The 21,367-nt window shown below is 56.4% G+C and carries 21 protein-coding genes, 12 tRNA genes and 1 pseudogene; 6 read left to right on the forward strand and 28 right to left on the reverse strand.

What is annotated here, in order from left to right:
* The first annotated feature begins 7 nt into the window (after window positions 1-7).
* Entirely contained in the window at window positions 8-394 is a 387-nt protein-coding gene (msrB, locus tag CK911_RS13445; RefSeq protein ID WP_042023490.1) for a peptide-methionine (R)-S-oxide reductase MsrB, read from the forward strand.
* A 73-nt stretch (window positions 395-467) separates the two neighbouring features.
* Here the strand turns inward: msrB and chrA are convergent.
* Both chrA and CK911_RS13455 read right to left on the reverse strand, forming a co-directional pair.
* A pseudogene (gene chrA, locus CK911_RS13450) lies at window positions 468-1,621 on the reverse strand (chromate efflux transporter).
* A gap of 63 nt (window positions 1,622-1,684) precedes the next feature.
* Window positions 1,685-2,149 carry an NUDIX hydrolase gene (locus tag CK911_RS13455; RefSeq protein WP_098970559.1) on the reverse strand — a complete coding sequence of 155 codons (465 nt, stop codon included), beginning with the start codon at window positions 2,147-2,149 and terminating at the stop codon, window positions 1,685-1,687.
* 327 nt (window positions 2,150-2,476) lie between these two features.
* Here CK911_RS13455 and CK911_RS13460 point away from each other — a divergent pair, with 327 nt between their 5' ends.
* Complete coding sequence (locus tag CK911_RS13460) at window positions 2,477-2,794, forward strand: hypothetical protein (RefSeq protein ID WP_098970561.1); 318 nt, start codon at window positions 2,477-2,479, stop codon at window positions 2,792-2,794.
* Window positions 2,795-2,955: 161 nt separating this feature from the next.
* Here the strand turns inward: CK911_RS13460 and CK911_RS13465 are convergent, their stop codons facing one another.
* On the reverse strand, window positions 2,956-3,432 hold the full coding sequence (locus tag CK911_RS13465) for an Lrp/AsnC family transcriptional regulator (RefSeq protein ID WP_042023483.1): 477 nt from the start codon (window positions 3,430-3,432) through the stop codon (window positions 2,956-2,958).
* 499 nt (window positions 3,433-3,931) lie between these two features.
* Here CK911_RS13465 and CK911_RS13470 point away from each other — a divergent pair, with 499 nt between their 5' ends.
* Entirely contained in the window at window positions 3,932-4,750 is an 819-nt protein-coding gene (locus CK911_RS13470; protein WP_042023481.1) for a Cof-type HAD-IIB family hydrolase, read from the forward strand.
* A 51-nt stretch (window positions 4,751-4,801) separates the two neighbouring features.
* Here the strand turns inward: CK911_RS13470 and CK911_RS13475 are convergent, their stop codons facing one another.
* Window positions 4,802-5,365 (reverse strand): DUF2799 domain-containing protein, encoded by a 564-nt coding sequence (locus tag CK911_RS13475; RefSeq protein WP_042023479.1) that lies wholly within the window; start codon window positions 5,363-5,365, stop codon window positions 4,802-4,804.
* A gap of 207 nt (window positions 5,366-5,572) precedes the next feature.
* On the opposite strand from CK911_RS13475, the gene CK911_RS13480 reads away from it, so the two are divergent.
* A complete protein-coding gene (locus CK911_RS13480) occupies window positions 5,573-6,412 on the forward strand; it encodes an isopenicillin N synthase family oxygenase (RefSeq protein WP_098970563.1) in 840 nt (279 codons plus the stop codon).
* Between the two features lie 213 nt (window positions 6,413-6,625).
* Window positions 6,626-7,939: a sodium-dependent transporter gene (locus tag CK911_RS13485; protein ID WP_098970565.1), complete on the forward strand. Its 1,314-nt coding sequence runs from the start codon at window positions 6,626-6,628 to the stop codon at window positions 7,937-7,939.
* A 3-nt stretch (window positions 7,940-7,942) separates the two neighbouring features.
* Here the strand turns inward: CK911_RS13485 and CK911_RS13490 are convergent, their stop codons facing one another.
* The gene (locus CK911_RS13490) at window positions 7,943-8,662 is read right to left on the reverse strand and encodes an ABC transporter substrate-binding protein (RefSeq protein WP_098970568.1); all 720 of its coding nucleotides are present in this window, start codon (window positions 8,660-8,662) and stop codon (window positions 7,943-7,945) included.
* 429 nt (window positions 8,663-9,091) lie between these two features.
* Between CK911_RS13490 and CK911_RS13495 the strand changes: the two genes are divergently transcribed.
* Entirely contained in the window at window positions 9,092-10,405 is a 1,314-nt protein-coding gene (locus CK911_RS13495) for a sodium-dependent transporter (RefSeq protein WP_098970570.1), read from the forward strand.
* Between the two features lie 353 nt (window positions 10,406-10,758).
* Here CK911_RS13495 and CK911_RS13500 read toward each other — a convergent pair.
* The 23 genes from CK911_RS13500 to CK911_RS13610 all read right to left on the reverse strand — a co-directional run bounded on the left by CK911_RS13500 (window position 10,759) and on the right by CK911_RS13610 (window position 20,855).
* Window positions 10,759-10,834, reverse strand: a tRNA-Val gene (locus CK911_RS13500).
* 17 nt (window positions 10,835-10,851) lie between these two features.
* Window positions 10,852-10,927 (reverse strand) — tRNA-Lys (locus tag CK911_RS13505).
* 35 nt (window positions 10,928-10,962) lie between these two features.
* Window positions 10,963-11,038, reverse strand: a tRNA-Val gene (locus tag CK911_RS13510).
* A 17-nt stretch (window positions 11,039-11,055) separates the two neighbouring features.
* A tRNA-Lys gene (locus CK911_RS13515) sits at window positions 11,056-11,131 on the reverse strand.
* Window positions 11,132-11,166: 35 nt separating this feature from the next.
* A tRNA-Val gene (locus tag CK911_RS13520) sits at window positions 11,167-11,242 on the reverse strand.
* Window positions 11,243-11,259: 17 nt separating this feature from the next.
* Window positions 11,260-11,335: transfer RNA gene (locus CK911_RS13525), tRNA-Lys, on the reverse strand.
* A gap of 35 nt (window positions 11,336-11,370) precedes the next feature.
* Window positions 11,371-11,446: transfer RNA gene (locus tag CK911_RS13530), tRNA-Val, on the reverse strand.
* A gap of 17 nt (window positions 11,447-11,463) precedes the next feature.
* A tRNA-Lys gene (locus CK911_RS13535) sits at window positions 11,464-11,539 on the reverse strand.
* A 35-nt stretch (window positions 11,540-11,574) separates the two neighbouring features.
* Window positions 11,575-11,650, reverse strand: a tRNA-Val gene (locus CK911_RS13540).
* A gap of 16 nt (window positions 11,651-11,666) precedes the next feature.
* A tRNA-Lys gene (locus CK911_RS13545) sits at window positions 11,667-11,742 on the reverse strand.
* Window positions 11,743-11,777: 35 nt separating this feature from the next.
* A tRNA-Val gene (locus CK911_RS13550) sits at window positions 11,778-11,853 on the reverse strand.
* A gap of 31 nt (window positions 11,854-11,884) precedes the next feature.
* Window positions 11,885-11,960, reverse strand: a tRNA-Lys gene (locus CK911_RS13555).
* A gap of 174 nt (window positions 11,961-12,134) precedes the next feature.
* Window positions 12,135-12,935 carry a tol-pal system protein YbgF gene (gene ybgF / locus CK911_RS13560; RefSeq protein WP_172954020.1) on the reverse strand — a complete coding sequence of 267 codons (801 nt, stop codon included), beginning with the start codon at window positions 12,933-12,935 and terminating at the stop codon, window positions 12,135-12,137.
* 12 nt (window positions 12,936-12,947) lie between these two features.
* Window positions 12,948-13,472, reverse strand: a complete 525-nt coding sequence (gene pal / locus CK911_RS13565) for a peptidoglycan-associated lipoprotein Pal (RefSeq protein ID WP_042019509.1) — start codon at window positions 13,470-13,472, stop codon at window positions 12,948-12,950.
* 49 nt (window positions 13,473-13,521) lie between these two features.
* Window positions 13,522-14,847, reverse strand: coding sequence for a Tol-Pal system beta propeller repeat protein TolB (tolB, locus tag CK911_RS13570; RefSeq protein ID WP_042019508.1), 1,326 nt, complete (start codon window positions 14,845-14,847; stop codon window positions 13,522-13,524).
* Window positions 14,848-14,941: 94 nt separating this feature from the next.
* Window positions 14,942-16,075 (reverse strand): cell envelope integrity protein TolA, encoded by a 1,134-nt coding sequence (gene tolA, locus CK911_RS13575; RefSeq protein ID WP_098970574.1) that lies wholly within the window; start codon window positions 16,073-16,075, stop codon window positions 14,942-14,944.
* A 5-nt stretch (window positions 16,076-16,080) separates the two neighbouring features.
* The gene (gene tolR / locus CK911_RS13580; protein WP_042019505.1) at window positions 16,081-16,527 is read right to left on the reverse strand and encodes a protein TolR; all 447 of its coding nucleotides are present in this window, start codon (window positions 16,525-16,527) and stop codon (window positions 16,081-16,083) included.
* Complete coding sequence (gene tolQ / locus CK911_RS13585; protein ID WP_042019503.1) at window positions 16,527-17,219, reverse strand: protein TolQ; 693 nt, start codon at window positions 17,217-17,219, stop codon at window positions 16,527-16,529. Before tolQ ends, tolR begins: the two co-directional genes overlap by 1 nt.
* Entirely contained in the window at window positions 17,209-17,616 is a 408-nt protein-coding gene (gene ybgC, locus CK911_RS13590) for a tol-pal system-associated acyl-CoA thioesterase (RefSeq protein ID WP_042019502.1), read from the reverse strand. Before ybgC ends, tolQ begins: the two co-directional genes overlap by 11 nt.
* A gap of 105 nt (window positions 17,617-17,721) precedes the next feature.
* Window positions 17,722-18,033: a cyd operon YbgE family protein gene (locus tag CK911_RS13595; RefSeq protein WP_042019501.1), complete on the reverse strand. Its 312-nt coding sequence runs from the start codon at window positions 18,031-18,033 to the stop codon at window positions 17,722-17,724.
* Window positions 18,020-18,136, reverse strand: coding sequence for a cytochrome bd-I oxidase subunit CydX (gene cydX / locus CK911_RS13600; RefSeq protein WP_042019500.1), 117 nt, complete (start codon window positions 18,134-18,136; stop codon window positions 18,020-18,022). Before cydX ends, CK911_RS13595 begins: the two co-directional genes overlap by 14 nt.
* 14 nt (window positions 18,137-18,150) lie before the next feature.
* On the reverse strand, window positions 18,151-19,287 hold the full coding sequence (gene cydB / locus CK911_RS13605) for a cytochrome d ubiquinol oxidase subunit II (protein WP_068977639.1): 1,137 nt from the start codon (window positions 19,285-19,287) through the stop codon (window positions 18,151-18,153).
* An 11-nt stretch (window positions 19,288-19,298) separates the two neighbouring features.
* Window positions 19,299-20,855 (reverse strand): cytochrome ubiquinol oxidase subunit I, encoded by a 1,557-nt coding sequence (locus CK911_RS13610; RefSeq protein WP_042019496.1) that lies wholly within the window; start codon window positions 20,853-20,855, stop codon window positions 19,299-19,301.
* Between the last annotated feature and the right edge of the window lie 512 nt (window positions 20,856-21,367).

Consider the following 21,367-nt stretch of genomic DNA (forward strand, 5'->3'; position numbering starts at 1 on the left):
AGTCGGTATGAGCAGTAACAATCCGGAGCAGTGGCGCAGCAAACTGAGTACCGAGCAGTTTCACGTTTGCTGGGAGAAGGGTACAGAGCGTCCCTACAGCGGCGCTCTGCTCCACAATCGCAAGAGCGGTGACTACCTCTGCGTCTGTTGCAAGAGCGTGCTGTTTCACTCGGATGCCAAGTTTGATTCCGGCTGCGGCTGGCCCTCGTTCGACAAGGCCATCGAGGGGACGGTGAACTACATCGAAGACAGCAGCCACGGCATGAAGCGGGTGGAGATCACCTGCCGCCAGTGCGGCTCCCACCTCGGTCACGTCTTCCCCGACGGCCCAACCGAGACCGGCCAGCGCTACTGCGTCAACAGCCTGAGTCTGGATTTCGATCCCGAAGCCTGAACCGCTGACCCATCACAATAAAAACGGCGCCTCCATCACGGAGGCGCCGTTTTTTATCCGGTTTCCCCGGCGCTCACGCCAGCAAGATGGCAGCCCCCACCAATAAACCAGCCAGTGCCAGCACCGGCAATTTCACCACTCGCAACAAATAGAAACCGATGGCGGCCAGCGCCAGATCGGTCGGCGCCAGCACCGCGCTCTGCCACACCGGCTGGTAGAGCGCGGCCAGCAAGAGCCCCACCACGGCGGCGTTGATGCCGGTGACGGCTCCCGCCAGACGAGGCTGGGTCAGCCACTGCTGCCAACAGGGGCCCACCGCCCACAGCAGCAGAAAGCCGGGTAGAAAGAGCGCCAGGGTCGCCAACAAGGCCCCGACCAGCGGCATCTCGGGCAGCAGCTGGGCACCAAGATAAGTAGCAAGGGTAAACATCGGGCCCGGCACCAGCTGCGCCAGACTGTAGCCAGTCAGAAACTGCTGCTGGCTGATGCCATGGCCCACACTCTCCTGCAGCAGGGGCAACACCACATGGCCACCGCCAAACACCAGACTTCCCGCCCGGTAAAAGTCGGCAACCAGCTGGCCAATCGGGCCACCGAGTAACGGCAGGCCGACAAAAAGGGCAGCAAACAGCAGCAGGGTCGGCCAGTGAGGCTGACGAGCCATGGCCTGACCTGGCTGCCCGACGGTAGCGTGCGTTGCGCCCTCCCCACCCAGCAAGCGAGCACAGATCAGCGCGGCCCCGCCAGCACCAGCAGCTGGGTCAACAGGCCGGGCTGCCACCAGAGTGCCGCGGCGGTCGCCACCATGATCCCTTGGGTCAGTGGTGTGGCGCAGAATTGACGGCTCATGGTGAGCACCGCGTCCGCGACCACAATGAGCGCCAACAGCTTGAGGCCGTGCAGGGCCGCATCAAGCCACAGATTGGCTCCCAACTGGCCGATACCGATCGCGGCAGCCAGTAACAGCAGGAAAGAGGGAAGCGTGAAGCCGATAAAGGCCGCCAGTGCCCCGCCAAGACCGGCGCGATGACGACCGATGGCAAAGCCGAGCTGGCTGGAGGCAGGCCCCGGCAGCAGTTGGCACAGCGCCAGCAGGCGGGCAAACTCGGCCTGGCTCAGCCAGCCGAGCCGCTGGACAAATGTGCGCTGAAAGTAGCCGATATGGGCGGCTGGGCCACCAAAACTGATACAGCCGAGCCACAAAAACTGGAGAAAAACCGGTCCCATTACCTCACTCCCATCCCTTCATCACATATCCAGTGGGGATAATATGACAGCCCAATGATCGTTTTATGACAATTCGGCTGATTCGGCCAACACCGTTGGCAAATCACTCGGCAAGTAGCAGCGTCCCGCCAGCCAGCAGGCGATCGATTGGCGACTGGCATCGAAATGGGGCTGCGGAAGATCCTGCGGATCGCACCAGATCCAGCCTTCGCACTTTTCCGGCTCCAGCAGTTGCGGCTCGCCATCGGTCTGCGCCAGCAGGGTGACCGAGATATAGTGCAGCCCGCTCTCGCGCCAGGTCTCCAGATTGTTGGTCACCGCCACCACCTCGGGCCCGTGGATCTCAAGCCCCGTCTCCTCGGCCACCTCGCGGATCGCCGCCGACTCGAAGCTTTCTCCCAGTTCAAGATGGCCACCAGGAATTGACCAGTAGGGGGCGTGGCTCCCCTTGCGTTTGCCAAGCAGCACCAGCCCCTGCCCGTTGGTTAAAATAACGCCGACCCCGACACGGGGATAGAGAGTGGACATCAGACAAGCTCCTCAACAGTGGTATCAAAGCGACCTACCTTAGGCCGGCTACACAACGACAACAAGCGGCCCGTGACTGGCATGCAACCCCTGCTGCCCGAATCTGGGTGGGCTTATCCCTAGTGCAACAGGTGAATACGCTATGGACTCAACCAACGGCGGAGAATCGTGCCAAAAAGTGTGATCCATGCGCCATAAAATGACATCAGCTTCGAGCTGGTTGGTTTTTTTCGCGATCTCGCCAACACTTTGCCACCTTATTCATGGTGCGCTCAGTTTTCTGTTCCCATACTGGTCCTACAGTTCCAAAAAAGGAGGAGAGACAAGATGCAGACATCATTGGTCGGGCTCTCCATTCTGTGGGGGCTAGCCAGTTTTGGTGTTCAGGGGGATTTCATCGAGAGCCGTGATTCCGTTGCGCCATCCTGGCAAGCCGAGTCCAGAGTGGAGATGGAAGGTTATCTGATTGAAGCGCGAGGTGAAGATCGCTGGTTGTTCGACAACGGCAGTGAAAGCCTGCTGGTCTCTCTGCCCGAAGGGCAGTGGGTGCCGACCGGCGAGCGGCTGCGGGTCAGTGGTGAACCGCAGCAAGAGCAGACCGGCTGGCTGCTGCAAGTGGCAGACATCAGCCAGGTAAGTGTCTGAACATATCTGCCACGGCTCACAGTTACCGCGACAGATAGCAAATAGAAAGAGGAGGCCACTGGCCTCCTCTTTCTATTTGCGCACGACTCAATCCGAAGAGTTCGGGGGGGGGCGGTCTTACGCAATCATATACCAGACCAGCCGCCATCCCGCGCGGTGACTCACCCCAGATGGTTGAGCGGCAGCGCGGTCTTGTGCTTGATACGGCGCAGCACGAAGCTGGAGCGCACCCCGGTCACCCCCGGAATATGGGTCAGCTTGTCGAGCAGAAAGTGCTGGTAGTGCTCCATGTCGCGCACCACCACCTTGAGCTGGTAGTCGGCATCATTGCCGGTGATGAGATCACACTCCAGCACTTCGGGCAGCTCCTTGATGGCGCGATCGAAACTTTCGAACCGCTCCGGCGTGTGTCTGTCCATGGAGATGTGAATGTAAGCGGTGAGGGTGAGGCCAAGCTGGCGGGCGTTGAGCAGGGTAACGTGGGTGTCGATGAGACCGGCATCCTCCAGCGCCTTGACCCGGCGGGAGCAGGGGGACGGCGAGAGCCCTACCAGCTCGGCCAGTTCCAGATTGCTGATGCGGCCATTCTCCTGCATCAGCTCGAGAATATGTCTGTCTATGCGATCAAGTTTCAGCATTTACCCTTCCTCGTTGCAATGACTAATCCACTTTTCCTAGATTAAGGGTGAACTATTGCAAAAACAACCGAAATTAGTGGTTACTTTGCAACCACTCACCGCCGAGGTAGGGATACTATGGTTACATCTTCCGGTGGCAAAGCAGATACCTGACCGGGTCTCCGCGGTGAAGGACCTTACCGGGTCAAGAGCCCCATCAGCCGTCTCACCTTATCGGGCAACGACGGGCTGGAACGAGAGAACCCCCTCCCCGAAGGCAACAAAGCAGGCATCCCGGCGCCTGCTTTGTTGTTTTTGGCGGTTGCCAGGCACTCGCCATAACTCCGCGCCAGATCACAACCTCACAGCACCATGATGCAGAGTGCTTGCATGCTATTGATAGTTTTGGGACTTTAATCCCCTCTGTCGATGACTATCAGGGCGACATGGATGACTGCTGCTCATTGCACAGGCTTCAACCCCGATTCCACCTCGCACCGTTCGCCCCTCAGGAGGAGCTATGAGTGAGTACAAGGCCATCGCGCTCGATATGGATGGCACCCTGCTGACCCGGGATCACCAGATCTCGTCGGCAACCAGGGCGGCACTGGCGCAGGCCCGCGCCCACGGCATCAAGGTGCTACTGGTCACGGGACGCCACTACATGACGGCGCGCCCTTTCCACCATGAGCTGGCCCTCGATACCCCCCTCATCTGTAGCAACGGCGCATATATCTATGATCCGGCGCAAAACCGGATCCTCAGCGGCGACCCGCTGGCGGTCGCTCCGCTCACCGAGCTGCTGACCGCGGTTGAGATGCAGCAGATGGGCGCCCTGTTCCACCTGAGCGACGGGATCGGCTACATCGGTTGCGAGGAGCATGTCACCCGCATCCGCCACTGGGCAGCCCATCAGCCGGACCACCTCAAGATCGCCCTCCATCCGGTCGAGGATCTGGCAGGCTGGCTCGATAACCCGGTCTGGAAGCTGGAGCTGTTCAATCAGGATCCGGCACGCCTGCACACCTTTATGGGCGAGGTGGTCGAGCAGATGCCCTTTACCCGCGACTGGGCGGCCCCCTATGCGGTGGAGCTGGTGCAGCCCGGTTGCAGCAAGGGCAACCGGCTGGCCCAGTGGGCGGCCAGCGAAGGCATTGCGATGGAGCAGGTGGTGGCGTTTGGTGACAACAACAACGACATCAGCATGTTCGAACAGGTGGGGCTGGCGATCGCCATGGGCAATGCGGCCCCGCAGATCCAGCGCCATGCCCATCAGGTCACGGCCGACCACAATGAGGATGGCATCGCATTGGCGTTGCAGCGCTGGGTACTGCCCTGATCTGACAAGATGCAACATGGCCAGCACGCTGGCTGGCCATCAAGAGAGGAATTAACCGCCGAAGGAGAACTGGATCACCCGATCCGGATAGCGCAGGCGGTTGTATTCCCGCCGCAGGGACTCGTAGTGGCGAATGGAACGATCGCGCTTGGCGCGGTAGTAGTCGCGCTGTTCCGTGTTGGTTTCGTTGCGGATGCTGCGTTCAAGCGTATCGATATCCCGCTCGGTACGCTCCAGCTCATCACTGATCTCCCGCAGGCGGGCTGCCAGCTTGTACTCTTCGTAGCCGCGCTGATACTGCTTGAGGAAGCTGGCATCGTTGGGACATACCCCCAGATAGGCCTGCCCCTCCTTGCCCTTGCTGTAGGCCAGCTCGGGAATGCAGTAGAGCTCCAGCCCCTTGTCATAACCCCGTTTCCACTCAGCTTCATCCACTCTGAGGCCAAACTCGCTGCAAGACGAAACGTAGTCTCGGGTCGCCAGACGGGTTTTACCCTGGGATCCATCCTGATAACCCAGGTTGTACCAGCTCATGGTGCGGCACTCATCTTCTGACAGGGCACTGCATCCCGCCAGCAATACCGGCAGGGTCAGCAACAGGATTTTGGGGGACATGAACAGACTCCGGACAAGATAGTGACCAGCATTCTAGAGAGGATAAAAGGCCAGAACAAGGGATGCACGCCCGCGCGGGTTGGGGCTGTTTTTTTGATGTGTTTGTCACTATTGGCCGCCGTGCCAGACGGGGCGACCAACCCGCTTTCCTTGTTATCAGGTGAAAGGTAAACTGCGCCATCTTTTAACTGGCGCGCAACAAAAACAATGAAAGTTTTGACCGTCGATTACCGCTCACCCGATGCGGCCCAACGCTTCACCGAATCCCTGCGAACCACCGGCTTTGGCGTGCTGACCAACCACCCCATCCCGAAAGAGCTGGTGCAGTCCATCTACGACAACTGGTATCGCTTCTTCATGAGCGAGCAGAAGCAGGATTTCCTGTTCAATCGCGAGACTCAGGATGGCTACTTCCCGCCCTCGGTCTCCGAGGTGGCCAAGGGCCATAGCCAGAAAGACATCAAGGAGTACTTCCACCTCTACCCCTGGGGCCAGATGCCGGAAGAGCTGAAAGAGCAGGCGATGGAGTACTACCGCCTCGCCAACGGCCTGGCCGCCGAGCTGCTGGGCTGGGTCGAGCAGTACACCCCGAGCGACATCGCCGCTCACTACAGCTGTCCCCTCTCCTCGATGATCGAAGAGAGCCAGAAGACCCTGCTGCGGGTGCTGCACTACCCGCCGTTCGATGGCACCGAGGAGCCGGGTGCCATCCGCGCTGCCGCCCACGAAGATATCAACCTGCTCACCATTCTGCCTGCCGCCAACGAGCCGGGCTTGCAGGTTAAGGGCTCAGATGGCGAGTGGATGGACGTGCCGTGCGACTTTGGCACCCTGATCATCAACATCGGTGACATGCTGCAGGAGGCCTCTCGCGGCTACTACCCCTCCACCACCCACCGCGTCATCAACCCGACCGGGGGCAGTGCCGCTAAGTCGCGCATCTCTCTGCCGCTGTTCCTCCATCCGCGCCCGAATGTGGTGCTCTCCGAGCGCCATACCGCCCACAGCTACCTGATGGAGCGGCTGCGGGAGCTGGGGGTGATCTAGTCAGCAGACGATCACTTGTCAGAGACCAAACCGGAGCAATCTCGCTCCGGTTTTTATTTGGTGGCAGGATTAGGCGAAAAACAGAATTAAATTAGAGAATCATGCCAATAAATTGCATTTACGTCTGATAACCGTCGTAGTGATTGCGCCGCGCCCCCCGTAACATGAGCGCCATTCTGCCCCTGCCAAAGGGGGCACTCGATTGGAGTTCTTATGAAGCAGTCCCAATGGTCATCCCGACTCGGCTACATCCTCGCCGCAGCCGGTTCCGCAGTCGGTATCGGCGCAATCTGGAAATTCCCCTACGTCACTGCCGTTAACGGCGGCGGCGCCTTCCTGCTGGTCTTCCTGTTGTTCAGCTTCACCTTGGGGGTCGCGGTGCTGATGGGGGAGACCCTGCTCGGCAGCATCAGCCGTCGCGGGGTCGTCGGCGCCTTCTCCGAGTTGCTTGGCAAACGCTGGCGCTGGGTCGGCGTCATGGGTCTGGTCTGCACCCTGATGATCTTCAGCTTCTACAGCGTGGTGGGAGGCTGGACCCTGGGCTACACCGGCATGGCTATCTCGGGCCAGCTCAATCAGGGTGATGCCACCGTCCTCACTGCACGTTTCAATGATTATGTCAGCGGTGATTTCTGGCCCATTCTCACCCACTTGCTGTTTGCCGCCCTCACCTGGATGGTGGTGCAAGGAGGCATTCAGAAAGGGGTTGAGCGCACCTTGCGCTGGATGATGCCCGCCCTGTTTCTGATGATGCTGATGCTGGTCGCCTTTGGCCTCACCCTGCCCAATGCAATGGCGGGGGTCCGCCACTTCCTGATGCCCGATTTCAGCAAGCTGGGGATGTCCGGCGTGCTCGATGCCATGGGGCTGGCCTTCTTCTCCCTCTCCATTGGTCTTGGCATTCACACCACCTACGGCGCCTATCTGCCGACCAGTAAAGGGGTTGGTCGCTCCAGCCTCTGGGTGGTACTGCTGGCCAGCATGGTGGCGGTGCTGGCGGGCTTGATGATCTTCCCGGTGCTGGCCTCCACCGGCATTGATCCGGCTGCCGGGCCCGGCCTCACCTTTATGACCATGCCGGCGGTATTCCAGCTGCTGCCCTTTGGTCAGGGCCTGGAGGTAGTGTTCTTCGCCCTGCTGGTCTTTGCTGCGCTCTCTTCGGCCATCTCCCTGCTGGAGCACTTGCAGTGCTTCCTGTGCGAGACCTGGGGCTGGTCACGCCGCACGGCCTGCAGCGCCATCACGGCGGTGGTGATGCTCAACGGCATTCCGGTCAGCCTGTCGTTTGGCCCGCTGCAACACGCCACCCTGTTTGGCAAAACCATTTTCGAGCTGCTGGATTTTGTCACTTCCAACCTGATGATGCCGCTGTTCGGCCTGATGGTGACGTTGTTGCTGGGCTGGAAACTGGGGCGCAAAGCGTTGCCAGAAGGACTCTCGGCCCACTGGCATCATCTGATCATGAATTGCTGGCGCTGGTTGGCACCATTGTTGATTGGCGGGATCCTGGTACGCGGTCTGGTGTGACGGTTACTCTTCGCGGGTGGGCCCATCGGCCCGCCCCTGGGCGGCTCTGACGGCATCCAGGGCATGCTGCCAGCGGGTGATCTCGGCATCGTCCGTCCCCTTGGAGAAGACGATATAGAGACCGGCCTGATGGAGCAGTACGCCACTGCTGGCGACGCTGCTTCGGGGTAACCCCATCTTGTCGAGGGTCGCCTCCATCACCATCTCCGCCATCGGCAAGGCATCTATTTTGCCCAGCATCAGCCGCTCTATCGCCTCCCCGACCGTCTTGTAACGCACCAGATTGGTATAGCCCTCATGGGTCAGCCGCACATCATCCGCATTGCCCAGCACCACCCCCACTCGGGACAGATCCCGCAGCTGCACCAGCGAGCTCAGCGGGTGGCTGCTCCCGGGCGCCTGATAGATAAAGACCCGATTGATAAAGAGCGGGCCAACCCATTTGAAATGGGACTCCCGCTCCGGGAGTCGCTGTACCACGAACAGTCCATAACCTGGCTCGACCCGCGCCATCGCCAATGCCCGCTTGAGCGGGTAAATCCTAATGGGATAGCGCGTCCCCAACTCCTGCTGCACCTCATCGATCAGGCGAATGGCGAATCCGTCGAGCTTGCCGTCGCGGTATTCGGTAAAGGGGGGTAAATCGTGACTCAGCAGGGTTAATCCGGGTTGCGCCGACACACTCAGGCTGATCAGCCACCAGAGCAGAACCACCCATCTCATATGACATCCTGTCTCATAGTTGTTCCCGTCAACGCCATGTGGCGGCCACAAGTTCCAGAAGAAGCTACGTCGAGTATCGCCCAGTAAATAGTCACAAGGTAGAAAAGATGCGCCCGGCGAGGTGCTCCCCCATTGAGTGGTACGTACAGGCAGTGTGGTGATAGCTGCCACATAAAAAATTTTTGATTTTATGTGTCAATTATTCTTTCCATGGTTTAGGCTGTTTCCTCATTCATTAGTCAGGTTGTCACCTCATGTCTGCCATCCTCGTGCTGTTTGGTCGATTTTTTAGCTCGCAAGAGAGGTGACCTTGCACGCACAGTTTTCTGAATGTTCATTGCAAAGGTCGCCTCGGGCGGCCTTTTTTATGGTCTGTCGTTTATTGCTACTCAGGAGTATTGCTTCGATGTTGTGTTACCCGGAGGTTGTATGAGCCAGGTTCAGTGGTCTTCCCGTCTTGGTCATGTGTTGGCCGCAGCAGGCACCGCGATCGGCCTTGGTGCCATCTGGAAGTTTCCCTATGTGACCGCCACCAATGGCGGTGGCGCCTTCCTGCTGGTGTTTCTGCTGTTCAGCTTCACCCTCGGCGTCGCCGTGTTGGTGGGAGAGACATTGCTCGGTAGCCGCAGTCAGCGCGGGGTACTGGGCGCCTTTCACCAGCTGGTGGGGCCAAACTGGCGCTGGATGGGATATATGGGGATCCTCTGCGGCTTCTTTATCTACAGCTTCTACAGCGTGGTCGGTGGCTGGACCGTGGGCTATGCCGCACTGGCGATGGCAGGCAAGCTCAACCTGAGCGAGGGCAGCGCCCTGACCACCCTGTTCAACGGTTACGTCAGTGATCCCTTGTGGCCGATCCTCACGCATCTGGTCTTTGCCGGGCTGACCTGGTGGTTTGTGCAAGGGGGAATACAAAAAGGGGTGGAGCGAGCGCTGCGCTGGATGATGCCAGCACTGTTCATCATGATGCTGTTGTTAGTGGCGGTCGGCCTCTCCATGCCCGGAGCCATGGCTGGCGTGCGCCAACTGCTGCTGCCGGACTTCTCCATGCTGACCGGCCAGAGTGTGCTGGATGCGCTGGGGCTGGCCTTCTTCTCTCTCTCCATCGGGCTGGGTGTACACACCACCTATGGCGCCTACCTGCCCAATAGTGAAGGGGTGCTGCGCTCAGGGGTCTGGGTAGTAACGCTGGCGAGCCTTATCTCGGTGCTGGCGGGCTTGATGATCTTCCCGGCGCTGGCCTCCACCGGCATCGACCCCACAGCGGGCCCCGGTCTCACCTTTATGACCATGCCCGCCGTGTTCAGCCATCTGCCGTTCGGTCAGGGGCTGGGGGTAGTCTTCTTCCTGCTACTGCTGGTCGCCGCCCTCTCCTCCTCCATCTCCATGCTGGAGCATCTGGTGCGCTTCACCACCGAGGAGTGGGGCTGGTCGCGCCGTGGCGCCTGTCGGGTACTGACCCTGCTCATCATGGCCTCCGGCATTCCGGTGAGCCTGTCGTTCGGCCCATGGAGCGAGCTGACCCTGTTTGGCAAGACCATCTTCGAGCTGCTCGACTATCTCACCTCCAACTTGATGATGCCGCTGTTCGGCCTGGTGCTGACCCTGCTGCTGGGCTGGCGCCTGGGTGACACCATACTGCCTGCGGGCCTACCCCCCATCCTGCGCCTCGCGCTGCTCTGGTGCTGGCGGGTAGTGGCACCGCTGCTGATCAGCGGGATCCTGATCCGCGGCATCATGTAACACCTTGCGCACTCTTGCGGGCAGGCCTTGGCCTGCCCTTTTTATTGCTGGCGTCCGAATGGTAAACATAACGATGAATGGGACTGCAATGGGCGGCCGCTGGGTAAGGTAGGGAATCTCGGAAGAGCAGAATAGAGGAGGCAAGGTGTGGCGGTGTGGCGGTGTGGCGGTGTGGCGGTGTGGCGGTGTGGCGGTGTGGCACGATAAAGAGGTGGCTCTCGACTCGCCACAACGGCAACAGAAGAAGTTGTAGTACTGAATTTCAGGCAAAAAAAATCCCCACCTGAGTGGGGATTTTTCTCTGAAACATTGCTACAGATTTCAGCTTTTTCTTAGGCTTTTTACTACAAATATGGTGGTCGTTACTGGGATCGAACCAGTGACCCCCTCCTTGTAAGGGAGGTGCTCTCCCAGCTGAGCTAAACGACCTGGGATTCTTGAAATGATGGTGGGTCGTGCGGGATTCGAACCTGCGACCAATTGATTAAAAGTCAACTGCTCTACCGACTGAGCTAACGACCCATCTAAATCATTTTTTAAACTTTTTACTACAAATATGGTGGTCGTTACTGGGATCGAACCAGTGACCCCCTCCTTGTAAGGGAGGTGCTCTCCCAGCTGAGCTAAACGACCTGGGAATTCTGAAATGATGGTGGGTCGTGCTGGATTCGAACCAGCGACCAATTGATTAAAAGTCAACTGCTCTACCGACTGAGCTAACGACCCATCTAAATCATTTTTTAAACTTTTTACTACAAAAATGGTGGTCGTTACTGGGATCGAACCAGTGACCCCCTCCTTGTAAGGGAGGTGCTCTCCCAGCTGAGCTAAACGACCTGGGAATTCTGAAATGATGGTGGGTCGTGCTGGATTCGAACCAGCGACCAATTGATTAAAAGTCAACTGCTCTACCGACTGAGCTAACGACCCATCTAAATCATTTTTTAAACTTTTTACTACAAAAATGGTGGTCGTTACTGGGATCGAACCAGTGACCCCCTCCTTGTAAGGGAGGTGCTCTCCCAGCTGAGCTAAACGACCTGGGATTCTTGAAATGATGGTGGGTCGTGCTGGATTCGAACCAGCGACCAATTGATTAAAAGTCAACTGCTCTACCGACTGAGCTAACGACCCATCTAAATCATTTTTTAAACTTTTGACTACAAATATGGTGGTCGTTACTGGGATCGAACCAGTGACCCCCTCCTTGTAAGGGAGGTGCTCTCCCAGCTGAGCTAAACGACCTGGGATTCTGAAATGATGGTGGGTCGTGCTGGATTCGAACCAGCGACCAATTGATTAAAAGTCAACTGCTCTACCGACTGAGCTAACGACCCATCTAAATCATTTTTTAAACTTTTTACTACAAAAATGGTGGTCGTTACTGGGATCGAACCAGTGACCCCCTCCTTGTAAGGGAGGTGCTCTCCCAGCTGAGCTAAACGACCTGGGAATTCTGTCTCCACCGAATGGAGAAAATGGTGGGTCGTGCTGGATTCGAACCAGCGACCAATTGATTAAAAGTCAACTGCTCTACCGACTGAGCTAACGACCCTCACCACGACCAGTCCCGACTGCATTACTGCTTCGGCCCTGACGGCGGCCTATAATACGGATTTAAACTCACGGTGCAACAGAAAATTCGTAATTTAAATCCGTTTGCTCACTGCGCGTACACATGCAGGCCATTTTTACAGTACCGTTACGAAAACAGTGACATACGGCAATGTTACAGCTTGGCCAGACTCTGTTCAGCAAGCTTGGCTGACGTGGTGCCAGGATAGCCCTTGATCACCTGCTCATAGAAGGATTTTGCTTCCGCCTTCTTGCCATCAAGCTGCGCCAGCATACCCAGCTTCAACAGAGCATCGGCACGCTTGGGAGACTTGCTGTATTTGTTAGCCACGGTCGAGAACTGGGCCGCAGCAGCAGTTCGGTCACCTTTGTTGAACAACAACTGGCCGAGCCAGTAGTGTGCATTGGGCACATAACCCGAATCGGGGTACTGCTTGATAAAACCCTGAAAAGCCGGAATGGCCTTGTCGTAGTTTTTCTCTTTGAGCACCATATTGACCGCCGCATCATAGGCCTGATTCTCATCCTGATTGGTTGAGTAATTGGCTGTAGCTGCCGGTGTGGCGGTGGTTGCCGGGGCAGTTGCTGCGGGGGCCGCCTGCTGACTGGTCGCAACCTTGTCGAGCTCCTGATAGAGCTGACGCTGACGCTCTTGCGATTGTTCCATCTGGTAAGTCTGCTGCTCCAGCTGACCACGCAGCTCGGAGACCTCCCCTTGCAGGGAGTCGACCTGTTGCTGCAATTCAGCCTGCAGCCGCAGACGAGCATTGAGGGTGCGCTCTAGCAGGGCGACCCGATCGTCCAGGCTCCCGGTGGGCACAATGGCGCCACCATTACTGCCATAGACAGCAGCACTGTTGCCACCACTCAAATCGCTGACCGGCGCCGCAGCATGGGCCGCGACAGCAAATAAAACGGCCATCGAAATGGCCGCTTGCTTATACACAAAATTCATTCGGATCAAACCTTAGTAAACCAGAACCGCACGGCGGTTTTTGGCAAAGGCATCCTCGGTGTGGGTCATATCCAGCGGCTTCTCTTCGCCATAGCTGACGATAGAGAGCTGCTCAGCCTGCACACCCAGGGTTTGCAGATACTTGGCAACAGCCTTGGCACGACGCTCGCCCAGGGCGATGTTGTACTCAGGGGTACCGCGCTCGTCGGCGTGACCTTCGATCAGCACCTTGACGCTTGGACGCTCGCGCAGGTAGCTGGCGTGGGCATCCAGCAGATCAGCGTACTGACCCTGAATGTCGTAGCCGTCAAACGGGAAGTAGATGACGTTATCGCGTTGCAGCGCTTCGAACTTCTGACGCATCTGCTCTTCCGGGGACAACATACCGTTTGCGCCGCCGGTTTGTACACCGCCCATGCCGTCGGTCATACCTGACTCGGCGCCAGCAGCGTCAGAATCAGAAGAGGAGCTACAAGCGGCCAGGGTGAACAGTGGCAGTGCGATGGCCAAACCCTTGAGCAGTTTATTGAGTTGCATGCTTTTTCCTTAAACCTTTATAACAAAACAAAAAACAATTGGATTTTTATCAATTCAAGAAGGGCGACCAAGCTGGTGCACGTATTTCACCGCTACTGGTCGGAAGCACAGCCTTGAAGCGACCATCAGTCGATACCAATGCCAAACTCTTACGACCCTGATAGATGGTGGCATAAATGATCATGCTGCCATTGGGAGCCACACTTGGGGACTCGTCAAGCGCGCTCTGAGTCAGGACCAACTGGGCATTATTTTCCATGTCCTGACGGGCAATACGGTATTGCCCCTGAACACGGGTCACCATCACCATGATTTTGCCATCAGGAGTAATGGATGCACCCTGGTTGGATTCACCTTCCCAAGTCATCCGGCGAGTCATACCAGTCGCCAAATTTACGCTATAAATCTGGGGTTTGCCACCACGTTCAGAGGTGAACAACAAATTTTGCCCGTCCGGCAACCAGGAGGGTTCGGTGTCGATCACACGGCTGGTTGTAACCCGGGTCAGTTGCTTGCTAGCGACATCAACCACATAGAGGTTCGGCGAACCATCTTTGGAGAGAACGATAGCCAGACGACGACCATCTGGAGACCACTCCGGCGCCCCGTTGATACCACGGAAACTGGTGATCAGACTGCGCTGCTGGTTGTAGATATCCTGCACATAGATTTCGGACTTCTGATTCTCAAAGCTGACATAAGCCAGCTTGCTACCATCCGGCGACCAGGAAGGCGACATCAGCGGCTCGCGGGAGCGCAGCAGTGTCTTCTCGTTGTAGCCGTCGTAGTCGGAGATCCGCAGCTGATAAGGGAACTGGGTTCCCTGCTGCACAGAAACGTAAGCCAAACGGGTCAGGAAGGCACCACGCTCACCGGTCAAACGCTCATAGACGATGTCGGAGATGCGGTGGGCAAACTGGCGCATCTGGGCGCCCGGAATAGTCGCCATGCGGCTATCCAGGATGTAACCGTTGCTCTCGCCACCTTGTGCCTTGGCCAACTGGCCCTTCAGCACATCGACCAGCTCAAAGTTGATCTTGTACGTGCCGTCACCGACCGCCGAAATGGAACCGACCACCACGGCTTCAACCCCTTGGGAAGCCCATGGCGCGAAGTTGATCTCGCCACTGCTGCTCGGGGTCTGTGGCATCTGGCCACGGGCCAGCGGCTTGAACTTGCCACTGCGCATCAGGTCGTTGGAGACCACTTCCGCGATGTCCTGCGGCAGTTGTCCATTACCTTCCCATTTGAAGGGCGCAACCGCGATGGGACGTGCGCTATCAATACCGCCGGTGATGACGATGTCCAGGGCCGCCTGGGCGCTCTGGCCCAGCAACAAACAGCCAACCAAAGCAAAAAATACTTTTCTGATCATGGCTTAAATACTCGGTTCCAATAAAAATGAGAGGTTAAATTCCTTTCTCAGCGAGATGCTGCCAACCACTGTAAACAACCCCGTTTTATCACGCTTAGATATTCGGTTCTAACTTGAGATTAAATTCCTTCAATATCTCAAATGCCGCTGGATCCTTGGGCACAGGCAGTTGATTGGCTTTCAGGACAGCCGCCTTACCGGAACGACAGACCGCCGGGTCACCCTGGCCGTTATCTACCGATATGACAAAGCCAGTGCTCGCAAGACGTACGCCGATAGTACAGGTTTTGCCCCGCATGGTGGGATCCAAAATCATATACCGCTCAACCGTGGCCTTGATGAGGGCGGCATACTTGTCAACCTCACCCTGCGAGGCAGCAGATGCTGCCTGGCTGCGGGCATTGGCCTCAGCGGACAGTTGCTGCTGCATCATATCTTCCATCTCTTTTTGCAGCTTGGCTTGTTCGGCCGCTTTACGCTTACGCTCTGCCGCGATTTTGGCCTGCTTGTCGGCCTCCGCCTTGGCTTTCTTCTCTGCGTCAGCTTTTGCCTTCTTGTCAGCCTCAGCCTTGGCTTTTTTCTCGGCATCAGCTTTGGCTTTTTTCTCAGCTTCCGCCTTGGCTTTCTTCTCGGCGTCGGCCTTGGCCTGCTTGTCAGCCTCGGCTTTTTTGGCCTTGGCCTCTGCCGCCTTGGCTTTCTCTTCAGCCTCTTTCTTCTCTTGTTCCTTTTTCTTCTTCAGCGCCAGCGCCTTGCTCTCGGCTTCGGCTGCTTTGCGCTCGGCTTCCGCCTTCTTGGTTTTCTGCTCTTCCAGCTTGCGCGCGTCCTCGGCTTTCTGGGTCTTCTCTTCCGCTTGCTTCTGCTCAGCGACTTTCTTCTGCTTCTCGGCTTCGGCCTTGCGAGTCGCCTCTTCGGCTTGCTTGCGTTTGGTCTCGGCGATGCGCAGCTGCTCCTGTTTCTGGGCCAGCTCACGTTTGGCGAGATCCGTGTCTTCCTTATCCTTCTCTTTCTCTACCTTCTGGGGCTTGGGCTGAGACTTTTGCTGCTGGATCTGCTTGGCCTGCTCGTTAAGAAAGTTTTCATCGAGCATGACGGCATTGACTATCTGGCCCTTCGATTCGGGCCGCTTCGGTTTACTGAAATCGACCCCGACCAGCAAAATGATGCCAATGATCAGATGCAGCAGCAGCGATGCGATGAGATAACCGGAAATACCACGCTTCACATCCATCTCCGTCAGTTCACCGGATCTGTCATCAGGCCAACCTGAGGCACGCCGGCATTCTTGAGCGCCACCATCAACAGGATCACCTCTTCGTAGCGCACCGCCTTGTCACCGGCGACCACCACAGGGGCATTCTGGTTGATCGCCAGATAGCCCATGGCTTTTTCAGTGATGTATTGCTGCATTGCCTCGGGCGTTCCTGCCGGTACCGGCTCGTCGTCTGCTTCGCCAGCCTTGATGACGTATTCACCTTCGGTGTTCACGCTAACAATGAAGGGCGGTTTGGCATCTTCCGGCAACTGCTCGGACTCTGCCTGTGGCAAGTCAACCTTGACCCCCTGGGTGATCACGGGCGTGACCGCCATAAAGATGATGAGCAGCACCAGCATGACGTCGATATAGGGAACCACGTTGATCTCGCACACCTTCTTGCGCCGGATCCGCTGATAGGTTTGCATTACTGATCACCCTGCTGCTGCTGTGCAATTTGGCGGTTCAAAATGGTGGTGAACTCGTCCATAAAGTTGGCGTAGGCGTTCTCCAGCTTTTCTACCTTGTTGGTAAAGCGGTTATAGAAAATAACCGCAGGAATAGCGGCGAACAGACCCATGGCGGTGGCGATCAGTGCTTCTGCGATACCGGGGGCCACCATTTGCAGAGTGGCTTGCTGGACCTGACCCAGGGCGATAAAGGCGTTCATGATCCCCCAGACGGTACCAAACAGGCCGATGTAAGGACTGATTGAACCAATAGTCGCCAATACCGGCAGGTTGGATTCCAGCTCATCCACCGCACGGGAGAGAGAGACTCGCATGGCGCGATAAGTACCGTCCATCACCGCATCCTGCCCCCGGGCACCAGCCTTGAGCAAGCGGGCATACTCCTTGAAGCCGGAGTAGAAAATATCTTCCATGCCTTCAATATCATCACGGCGGGAAGAGGACTCCTGATAGAGGCGATTGAGATCGACACCAGACCAGAATCTGTCTTCAAACTGCTCCGAGGCAAGATGGGCGGCCTTGATCACTTTGGAACGCTGGATGATCAATGCCCATGAGACAATTGACATACTCATCAGGGTCATCATGACCAGCTTTACCAACAGACTGGCTTGCCAAAACAGGCCAATAAACGAAATTTCAGCGTGCACTTAACAGCACTCCCTTGATTTTTTCAGGTATTGCAACGGGTTTCATTTGCGGATGACTGACACAGGCTATCTGTACCATGGCCTGAGTGACCAGTCGCCCATCAGCCGCCAGGATCTGCTGTGAAAAACGCAGGGATGCGCGTTTCACTTCAATCACTTGCGTTATTACATTCAGTAGTTCATTAAAACGGGCCGCCGAGCGGAAATCGATCTCGGTTCGACTCACCACAAACGCGTGTCCCTCCTGCAGCAAGAGGTCCTGTTCGACCCCTTTGGCACGAAGAAACTCGGTGCGAGCACGTTCCATAAACTTGAGATAATTGGCGTTGTAGACGATGCCCCCGGCATCGGTGTCCTCGTAGTAGACACGTACCGGAAACTCAAAGACTTCCCCCATAACAATCTGTGATCCATTCGACAGTCAGATGGGGGGCTATCATAGCGCAGGGCTGAATAGGAAAGAAGCAGGGGGAAGCAGGGAAATCCTGCCTCCCCCCGTTTTTTATGAAAGGAAATATGAATGTGTCAGCCAGAGGCCATACAACAAACTGGGCCAGGCAAGCCAGGGGTTGAATAGCACCCGCCCGGGCAGACTTTTCAGATGAAAGCCAAGCCCGTTGAGCAGGCCACAACAGACAGCCCACATCAGCAAGGGAGCCAGCCAATAGCCATGTTCACTGGTATTGGCAGCGATCAGATTGGGGGCCTGTAAAATAGCGACGGCCAACAAGGCCGCCGCGAGTAACATCAACCCCTGCCATGGCTGGCGCTCCAGTGGAGCTGCCAGCCTGGCGAGTCGATCATTTATTGTCATCGATCTGGCGATCCATGTTCTCGGTGTGTTCCAGCCACAGCGCATTGATGATGCCAAATGCGCAGGCCAGCAGCAGACCCAGGATCCAGGTGAAATACCACATATCAGGTCTCCTTCTTAGTAGAGCGATTGTTGGTTGTCTTCAATATGCTTGCTGGTCACCCGGCCAAACATCTTGATGTAAGTCCAGATGGTATAAGCCAGCACAATCGGTACGAAGATCGCTGCGGCCACCGTCATCACCTTTAAGGTGTTGAAAGAGGCGGTAGCATCCCACATGGTCAGACTCAGTGACGGCTCAAGGCTTGAGGGCATCAAGAATGGGAACATGGAGAAACCGGCAGTGAGGATCACACCAGTAATCGCCAACGAGGAGCTGGTAAAGGCCAGCCAGCCGATGTTCATTCTGGCAAACAGCGCGGTCAGCAGGCTCATGGCAAGACCCAGCACAGGCGCAGCAATCATCCAGGGATAGAGGCTGTAGTTGTTCATCCAGGCACCGGCCTGCACCACCACTTCCTTGTTCATCGGGTTGGAGACAGCATCGTGGGCGGCAGCCTTGACGATGACATAGCCATCCATGCCACTTACCCACCAACCGGCGGCAGCAAACAGCACCAGAGTGACCAGAGCACAGATCGTCGCTGCGGTACGGGAACGCGCCAGCACCTCACCGTCAGTCTTCATCATCAGCCAAGTCGCGCCCTGGGTCACCAGCATGAACAGACTCACCAGACCAGCCAGAATGCCGAACGGATTAAGCAGGCCAAAGAAGTTGCCGTGATAGGTCAACATCATGAACTGATTGAACTCGAACGGTACACCTTGCAGCAGGTTACCAAACGCCACACCAAACACGATGGGGGGAACCGTGCTGCCAGCAAACAGTGCCCAGTCCCAGTTACTACGCCATTTGGCATCTGCACGCAGAGAACGATACTTGAATCCAACCGGACGCAAAAACAGCGCCATCAGAGTCAGGATCATCGCGATATAGAAACCGGAAAATGTCGCGGCGTACACCATTGGCCAAGCAGCAAACAGGGCACCACCGGCGGTGACCAGCCATACCTGGTTGCCCTCCCAATGGGGGCCCATGGTGTTAAGCATCACCCGGCGCTCGACATCTTTTTTGCCGACAAACGGGAGCAGTGTGCCTACCCCCATGTCGAAGCCGTCAGTGATGGCAAAGCCGATCAGCAATACGCCGACCAGAACCCACCAGATGACACGTAGCGTTTCATAATCAAACATGGTCACTCCCCTTATGCCTTGATCTGTTCAAAGTGATATTTGCCAGTCTTCAGGCTGCTTGGGCCGAGACGGGCATACTTGAACATCAGATACATCTCGATAACCAACAGCACGGTATAGAACAGGCAGATACCGATCAGAGAGAACCAGATTTCAGCAGCAGGCAAGTTGGACACTGAAAGCGAGGTCGGCAACACTTCCGCGATAGTCCAGGGTTGACGGCCATACTCGGCCACGAACCAACCCGCTTCGATGGCGATCCACGGCAGCGGGATACCCCACAACAGCCCTTTGAGCAACCACTTGCGCTCACCGATACGATGGCGCGCACTGTCCCAGAAGGCCAGGCCAATCAGCACCAGCATCAACATGCCGGTAGCCACCATGATGCGGAAGGCAAAGAACAGCGGCAGAACCTGCGGGATGGAGTCATCCACGGCGGCCTTGATCTGCTCGTCAGTGGCATCGGTCACATTGCTGGTGTAGCGCTTGAGCAGCAGACCGTAGCCCAGATCCTGCTTCACTTCATCAAAGCGGGCGCGGGTGTCGTCAGACTTGTCACCGGCTTGCAGCTGAGTCAGCAGATCGTAAGCGGTCATACCGTTGCGCACGCGCAGTTCGTGCTCGCTCTTCAGATCCTTCAGACCGGTTACCTGACCGTCCAGTGAACGGGTCGCGATAATGCCCAGCGCATAGGGGATCTTGATGGCGTAGTCGGTGCGCATCTCTTCCTGATTCGGAATACCGAACAGGGTAAACGCAGCCGGAGCGGGTTCAGTTTCCCACTCAGCTTCGATAGCCGCCAGTTTCACCTTCTGTACTTCACCGGTCTCGTAACCGGATTCGTCACCAAGGATCAGCACTGACACGATAGAAGCCATACCAAACGCAGCAGCAATGGCGAAGGAGCGACGGGCAAACGCCACATCACGGCCTTTCAGCAGGTAGTAGGAGGAGATGCCCAACACAAACATGGCACCGCAGGTGTAACCCGCCGCGACAGTGTGGACGAACTTGACCTGCGCCACCGGGTTAAACACCACGTCCGCGAAGCTCATCATCTCCATCCGCATGGATTCGAAGTTGAACTCGGCACCGACCGGGTTTTGCATCCAGCCGTTAGCAACCAGGATCCAGAGGGCGGAGAGGTTGGTACCCAGCGCCATCAACCAGGTGGCCGCCAGATGCTGATGCTTGCTCAGACGATCCCAACCAAAGAAGAACATACCGACGAAGGTGGACTCCAGGAAGAAGGCCATCAGCCCTTCGATAGCCAACGGGGCCCCGAAGATATCGCCGACATAATGGGAGTAATACGCCCAGTTCGTCCCGAACTGGAACTCCATGGCCAGGCCTGTGGTTACCCCCAAGGCGAAGTTGATACCAAACAACTTACCCCAGAACTTGGTCATGTCCCGGTAGATAGTGTTGTTGGTCATCACATAGACAGATTCCATGATCGCCAGAAGGAAGGCCATTCCCAGCGTCAGGGGTACAAACAAAAAGTGATAAAGAGCCGTCGCAGCGAATTGAAACCGCGATAGGTCTACCACATGCTCAGCAATCATGATGTTTCCTCACCGATTATTGGCACGGCTATTTTAAGTTTTAAGAACAAAGCTTCCGCTGGTGGTTATCGAACAAATCCCGTTGTGAGACACCACAACAAAGCCCCTTCAATAACGACCAATATTAACAACAAGGCAATACATGAGAACAAAAGAAACTAATGTTTAACATTTTCAAAACAATAAGCTTGAATTGATTCTCGCCCATGATGACGGTGGTTTTATATCACCTTTATTTGATTGAAATCAATGTAAAAGGGCCCGCAATACATGGCTTTGAAAGGCATTTTTAATCTATTTCACGATTATTGACGCGAGCCAGATCACAAAACATGACAAAGCGTAAAACATTGATTTAAATCAATTTAAGAATTTAACATCCCACCACCCCGTTTAATTTGAAAAGCGTGGATAAGGCTCCTTTTTCCATGTTATCCGGGTCAGGCAATCTGATTCGAAAACTCAATTTAAAACTGCAAAGAATGCATACTCATGCGAACCAATTCCACCAA

Origin of the sequence: Aeromonas sp. CU5 (assembly GCF_002586745.1) — a bacterium.
Taxonomy (GTDB): Bacteria; Pseudomonadota; Gammaproteobacteria; order Enterobacterales; family Aeromonadaceae; genus Aeromonas; species Aeromonas sobria.